This is a genomic window from Myxococcus sp. AB025B (assembly GCF_006518215.1).
GTDB lineage: Bacteria > Myxococcota > Myxococcia > Myxococcales > Myxococcaceae > Myxococcus > Myxococcus fulvus.
In genome coordinates this window covers 1-5,148 of sequence record NZ_SRLW01000472.1, presented here as the reverse complement: position 1 = coordinate 5,148, position 5,148 = coordinate 1, and the positions used below count along the sequence as shown (strand labels likewise).

General features: G+C 70.2%; 5 protein-coding genes. All 5 read right to left on the bottom strand.

What is annotated here, in order from left to right:
* Positions 1 to 577, bottom strand: a 577-nt coding sequence (locus FL311_RS41020) for an alcohol dehydrogenase catalytic domain-containing protein (protein ID WP_153882726.1), incomplete at its 3' end; no start/stop codon positions are given.
* 33 nt (positions 578 to 610) lie between these two features.
* Entirely contained in the window at positions 611 to 2,029 is a 1,419-nt protein-coding gene (locus FL311_RS41015) for an aldehyde dehydrogenase family protein (RefSeq protein WP_141333064.1), read from the bottom strand.
* 32 nt (positions 2,030 to 2,061) lie between these two features.
* Positions 2,062 to 3,258 carry a 3-oxoadipyl-CoA thiolase gene (locus tag FL311_RS41010; protein ID WP_141333063.1) on the bottom strand — a complete coding sequence of 399 codons (1,197 nt, stop codon included), beginning with the start codon at positions 3,256 to 3,258 and terminating at the stop codon, positions 2,062 to 2,064.
* A 5-nt stretch (positions 3,259 to 3,263) separates the two neighbouring features.
* The gene (locus FL311_RS41005; protein WP_141333062.1) at positions 3,264 to 4,787 is read right to left on the bottom strand and encodes a 3-hydroxyacyl-CoA dehydrogenase; all 1,524 of its coding nucleotides are present in this window, start codon (positions 4,785 to 4,787) and stop codon (positions 3,264 to 3,266) included.
* Between the two features lies 1 nt (position 4,788).
* Positions 4,789 to 5,148, bottom strand: a 360-nt coding sequence (locus tag FL311_RS41000) for an enoyl-CoA hydratase-related protein (RefSeq protein WP_228557419.1), incomplete at its 5' end; no start/stop codon positions are given.

The window sequence follows — 5,148 nt, the reverse complement described above, 5'->3', positions numbered from 1 at the left end:
CGCCCGTCCCGAACACCGCCACCGTCGCCCCTGGCGGCATCTGCGCCGTGTTGAACACCGCCCCCACGCCCGTCGTCACCGCGCAGCCCACCAGCGCCGCCTTGTCGAGCGGCGCGTCCTCGGGGAGCTTCACCGCCGCCCGCGCCGGCACCACCGCGTACTCTGACAGCGCGCCCAGCGCGGAGAACACGTTCAGCTCCCGCGAGTCCTTGCGCAGCCGCGTGCTCCCGTCCGGCATCCGGTTGCCCGCGTTGATGCGCTCGCCGAGCTCGCACAGGTTCGGCCGTTGGATGCGACAGAAGTAGCACTCGCCACACTGCGCCACCCACGAGAGGACGACCTTGTCCCCCTTTCGCAGATGGGTGACCTCCTCCCCTACTTCCTCGACGATGCCCGCGCCCTCGTGCCCCAGCACACAGGGTAGCTTCATCTTCACCGTGCCGTTCACCACCGACAGGTCCGTGTGACAGACACCACAGGCCACCATGCGGACGAGCACCTCGCGCGCCTGCGGCGGCTCGAAGCTCACGTCGGTGACGGTCAGCACGTCCTTCTCGAAACACACCGCTGCCTTCATGGGGACTCCTGACTCGGATGAGGGAGGTCTGCGTCAGAGCTGCATCGCCTTGAGTTCCTGGAACTCCTCCAGCCCGTAGCGGCCGAGCTCCCGACCGTTCCCGGACTGTCGATACCCACCGAACGGAGCCAGCGGGTTGAAGCGTCCGCCGTTGATGTCGACCTGTCCGGTGCGCATCCGGCGCGCGATTCGCTTCGCGTGCTCCACGTCCTCCGACCAGACTCCTCCGGCCAGGCCGTAGATGGTGCTGTTCGCGATGCGGACCGCATCGTCCTCGTCGTCGTACGGCAGGATGGCGAGCACGGGGCCGAAGATCTCCTCCCGCGCGATGGACATCTCCGGCGTCACGCCCGCGAAGACCGTGGGCTTCACGTAGTAGCCCTTCGGCAGGCCCTCGGGCTGCTCGGGCCCACCGGCGACGAGCTTCGCTCCCTCGCGGAGGCCCTGCTGGATGTACTCACGCACGCGCGCACGCTGCGCCTCGGAGATGACGGGACCGAGCTTCGCCTCTCCCTGGAACGGGTCGCCCACGGTGAAGCTCGCGGCCACCTCCGCGGCGAGGCGCGCCGCCTCATCGTGCAGCGCCCGAGGCACCAACATGCGCGTGTGCGCCGTACACGTCTGACCCGAGTTGAGGAAGCAGTTGCCCACCGTCCTCTTCACCGCGTTCTTGAGATTTGCGTCGGCGAGGATGATGGACGCGGACTTGCCGCCCAGCTCCAGCGACACGCGCTTCACCGTGGCCGCCGCCAGCTCCGACACCCGGCGTCCGGCTCGCGTCGAGCCCGTGAAGGACACCATGTCCACCTCGGGGTGACGCACGAGCGCCTCGCCCACCACCGGCCCCGTTCCGGACACGAGGTTGAAGACCCCAGGCGGCAACCCCGCCTCGTGGAGAATCTCCGCGAGCATGAACGCGTTGAGCGGCGCCACCTCACTGGGCTTGAGCACCACGGTGCACCCCGCCGCCAGCGCCGGCGCCACCTTCGCGACAATCTGATGCAGCGGATAGTTCCACGGCGTGATGCAGGCGACGACGCCCACGGGCTCGCGCACCACCAGCGAGTTGCCCACCTGCTCCTCGAAGACGTGCTCCTGGAGGAGCTGCACGTAGGTCCCCGTCACGGTGATGGGCGTGCCCACCTGGATGGCCTTCGACAGCGCCAGGGGCATGCCCACCTCGCCCGTTATCGTCCTCGCGAGCGCATCCTGTCGCTCCGTCAGCCCCGCCTGGAGCCTCCGCAAGAGCGCCGCCCGCTCCGGGACGGGCAGCGCTGCCCATGTCTCGAAAGCCGCACGCGCCGCGCGCACCGCGCGGTCCACGTCCTCGGCCGTGCCCTCGGGGACGCGCCCCATCACCTCCTCGGTGGAGGCGCTGAGTACGTCGATGTGCCCACCGCCTCGCGACGCCACCCACTCACCCTGGATGTAGAGCTTGTCGTAGACCTGCATTCGATTCTCCCAACGTCAGAAGAGGAAGCCACTCACACACGCTCGAGGACCGCGGCGATGCCCTGTCCCACCCCGATGCACATGCTGACGAGCGCGTAGCGCCCACCGGAGACCTGGAGCTGTCGCGCCGCCGTGAGGGCCAGTCTCGCCCCCGACGCGCCCAGCGGATGCCCCACGGCGATGGCTCCACCGTTCGGGTTCACCCGGCTGTCGTCCTCGCCCAGCTCCAGCAACTTGAGGCAGCCGAGCACCTGCACGGCGAAGGCCTCGTTGATTTCGATGATGTCCATGTCCGACAACGCCAACTGCGCGCGCTCCAGCGCCTTGCGCGCGGCCGGCACGGGCCCCAGTCCCATGGTGCGCGGCGGAACTCCCGCGATGGCGGCCGACACGATGCGCGCCAGCGGCTTGCACCCCACGGACTCGCCGACACAAATCGAGCCGACGAGCAGCGCCGCCGCGCCGTCATTGATGCCCGAGGCGTTGCCCGCCGTGACGACGCCCTCCGCGGCCAGCGGCTTGAGTGTGGATAACTTGTCGAGCGTCGTGTCCGGACGGGGATGCTCGTCGACCGTCACCGTGGTGACCGCCCCCTTGCGCCCCGGCAGCTCCACGGGGACCAGCTCGCCCGTGAAGAAACCCCGAGCCTGCGCTGTCGCGAACTTCTGCTGCGAGGCCAGGGCGAACCGGTCCGATGCCGCGCGGCCGATGCCCAGGTCGCGCGCGATGTTGTCCGCCGTCTCCGGCATCGTGTCACCGCCGAAGCGGGCGACCACCCGGGGATTCGGGAACCGCGCACCCATCGTCGTGTCGAACACCTGCGCGTCGCGGCTGAACGCCGATTCGGCCTTGGGCAGCACGAAGGGCGCGCGGCTCATGCTCTCCACGCCACCGGCGACGAAGAGTTCACCTTGCCCCGTCATGACCGCGCGCGCCGCGTCCAGCACCGCCGCGAGGCCGCTGCCGCACAGCCGGTTCACCGTCACGCCGCCTGCCTCGATGGGCAACCCCGCGAGCAGCGCGGCGTGGCGCGCCACGTTGCGGCTGTCCTCCCCCGCCTGGTTGGTACAGCCGATGACGACGTCCTCGATGTCCCCCAGCTCGAACGGTCCCCGCGTGAGCAGCGCGCGGATGACTCCGGAGAGCAGGTCATCGGGGCGAACGGGAGCCAGTGCTCCGGCGTGACGGCCGAACGGCGTGCGCAACCCATCGTAGATATAGGCGCTCATGCGAATCACCTCTCCGGCGTGAGGAGGGAGACACCGAGCCAGGCTCGGCGGGACAACCACGGGCTCGCGCGATAGCGCGGGTCTCCAGAGGCCGAGTGGATGGCCTCCAGTACCTTCAACAGTCGTCGCGGACCGAGCGCATCACCCCAGGCCAGCGGTCCCCGCGGATACCCCAGCCCGAGCGTCACCGCGGCATCGATGTCCTCCGGGCTCGCGATGCGCTGCTGCGCGATGTCGCAGGCGATGTTCACCACGGTGGCGAGCACCCGCTGCGCGATGAAGCCCGTGCTGTCGTGGATGCGCGCCACCGGCGTCCCGTCCGCCCCGAGCAGCGCGAGCGCGGAGTCCAGGAACGCGGGCCGCGTCACCGGCGTGGTCATCACCGTGCGTCGGCGCTCCGGACCGAACAACAAATCCACCGCCACCGTGCGCTCGGGGTCCAGCGCCAGCGCGAGCGCCGTGGTGGTCGCGTCCCGACCCAACGGCGCGACGAGGCAGAGCGACTCCGGCGCGGGATGCTCTCCGTCATCCGGGAACCAACCCGCCGCTCGCACCAAGGCCAGCAGCGCATCACGCCAGCCGGGCTCATCGGCGGCCACCCACACCGGTCGCTGCTCTCCCTTCGGAAGCGCGGGCTCCGGCACGGCGTGAGGCCGTCCCCCCTCGTGAGAGTAGAAGCCGTGCCCGCTCTTGCGCCCGAGCAGCCCCGCCGTGAGCCGCTGACGCAGCACGTACGACGGACGGAAGCGCGGCTCCTGGTAGAACTGCTCGTACACGGACTCCATCACCGGGTGCGAGACATCCAGCCCCGTGAGGTCCAGCAGCTCGAACGGTCCCATCCGGAAGCCCGCCGCGTCCCGCAGCACGCGGTCAATCACCTCGAAGGAGGCCACGCCCTCCTGGAGGATGCGCAGCGCCTCCGTGCCGAAGCCGCGCCCCGCGTGGTTCACGATGAAGCCCGGGGTGTCCGCCGCGCGCACCGGCCGGTGCCCCAGCCGCCTCGCGAGCAGCACGAGTGTTTCCCCCACCCAGGGCTCCGTGCGCGCCCCCTCGATGACCTCCACCACCTTCATCAACGGCACCGGGTTGAAGAAGTGGAAGCCGCCGACCCTGCCCGGTCGCTCGCACGCCGAGGCGATGGCGGTCACCGAGAGCGACGAGGTGTTCGTGGCCAGCAGGCACTCCGGCCCGACGATGCCCTCCAGGCGGGTGAACAGCCCCTGCTTCACACCGAGGTCCTCGACGATGGCCTCCACCACCACGTCACAGCCCGCGAGGGACGCTTCGTAGGGAACAGGTTCGAGCCGGGCTGTCGCCGCGCGCGCCTCCTCGGGCGACAGGCGGCCCTTCGTCACCAGCATCTCGAGCGTCGATGCAACCGATGCACGGGCCTCCTCGGCGGCCTGGGGACGCGCATCGAACAGGCGGACGGAGATTCCCGCCTGCGCGGCGAGCTGGGCGATGCCTCGGCCCATGACGCCCGTGCCGACCAGTCCCAACGTGAGCGAGGGTGCTTGGACGTCGACCATGTCAGCGTCCCTCGAAGGCGGGCTTGCGCTTGTCCAGGAAGGCTCGCATGCCCTCCTTCTGGTCGCGCGTGGCGAAGAGGAGCTGGAAGGCCTTGCGCTCCAGGAGCAGCGCCTCCGTGAGGGACGCGTCCTGTCCCGCGAGCACCACCTCCTTGATCTGCCGCACGGCCAGGGGCGGCATGTGCGCCACCTTCCGCGCGAGGGTGAGCGCCCGCTCCAACACCTCCGCGTCGGGGACCACCTCGGTGACCAGGCCCATGGCCTCCGCTTCTCGCGCCGTCATCGGCTCGCCGGTGAGCAGCAGCTTCATCGCCTTGAACTTCCCCACCGCGCGCGTCAGCCGCTGCGTGCCTCCCGCCCC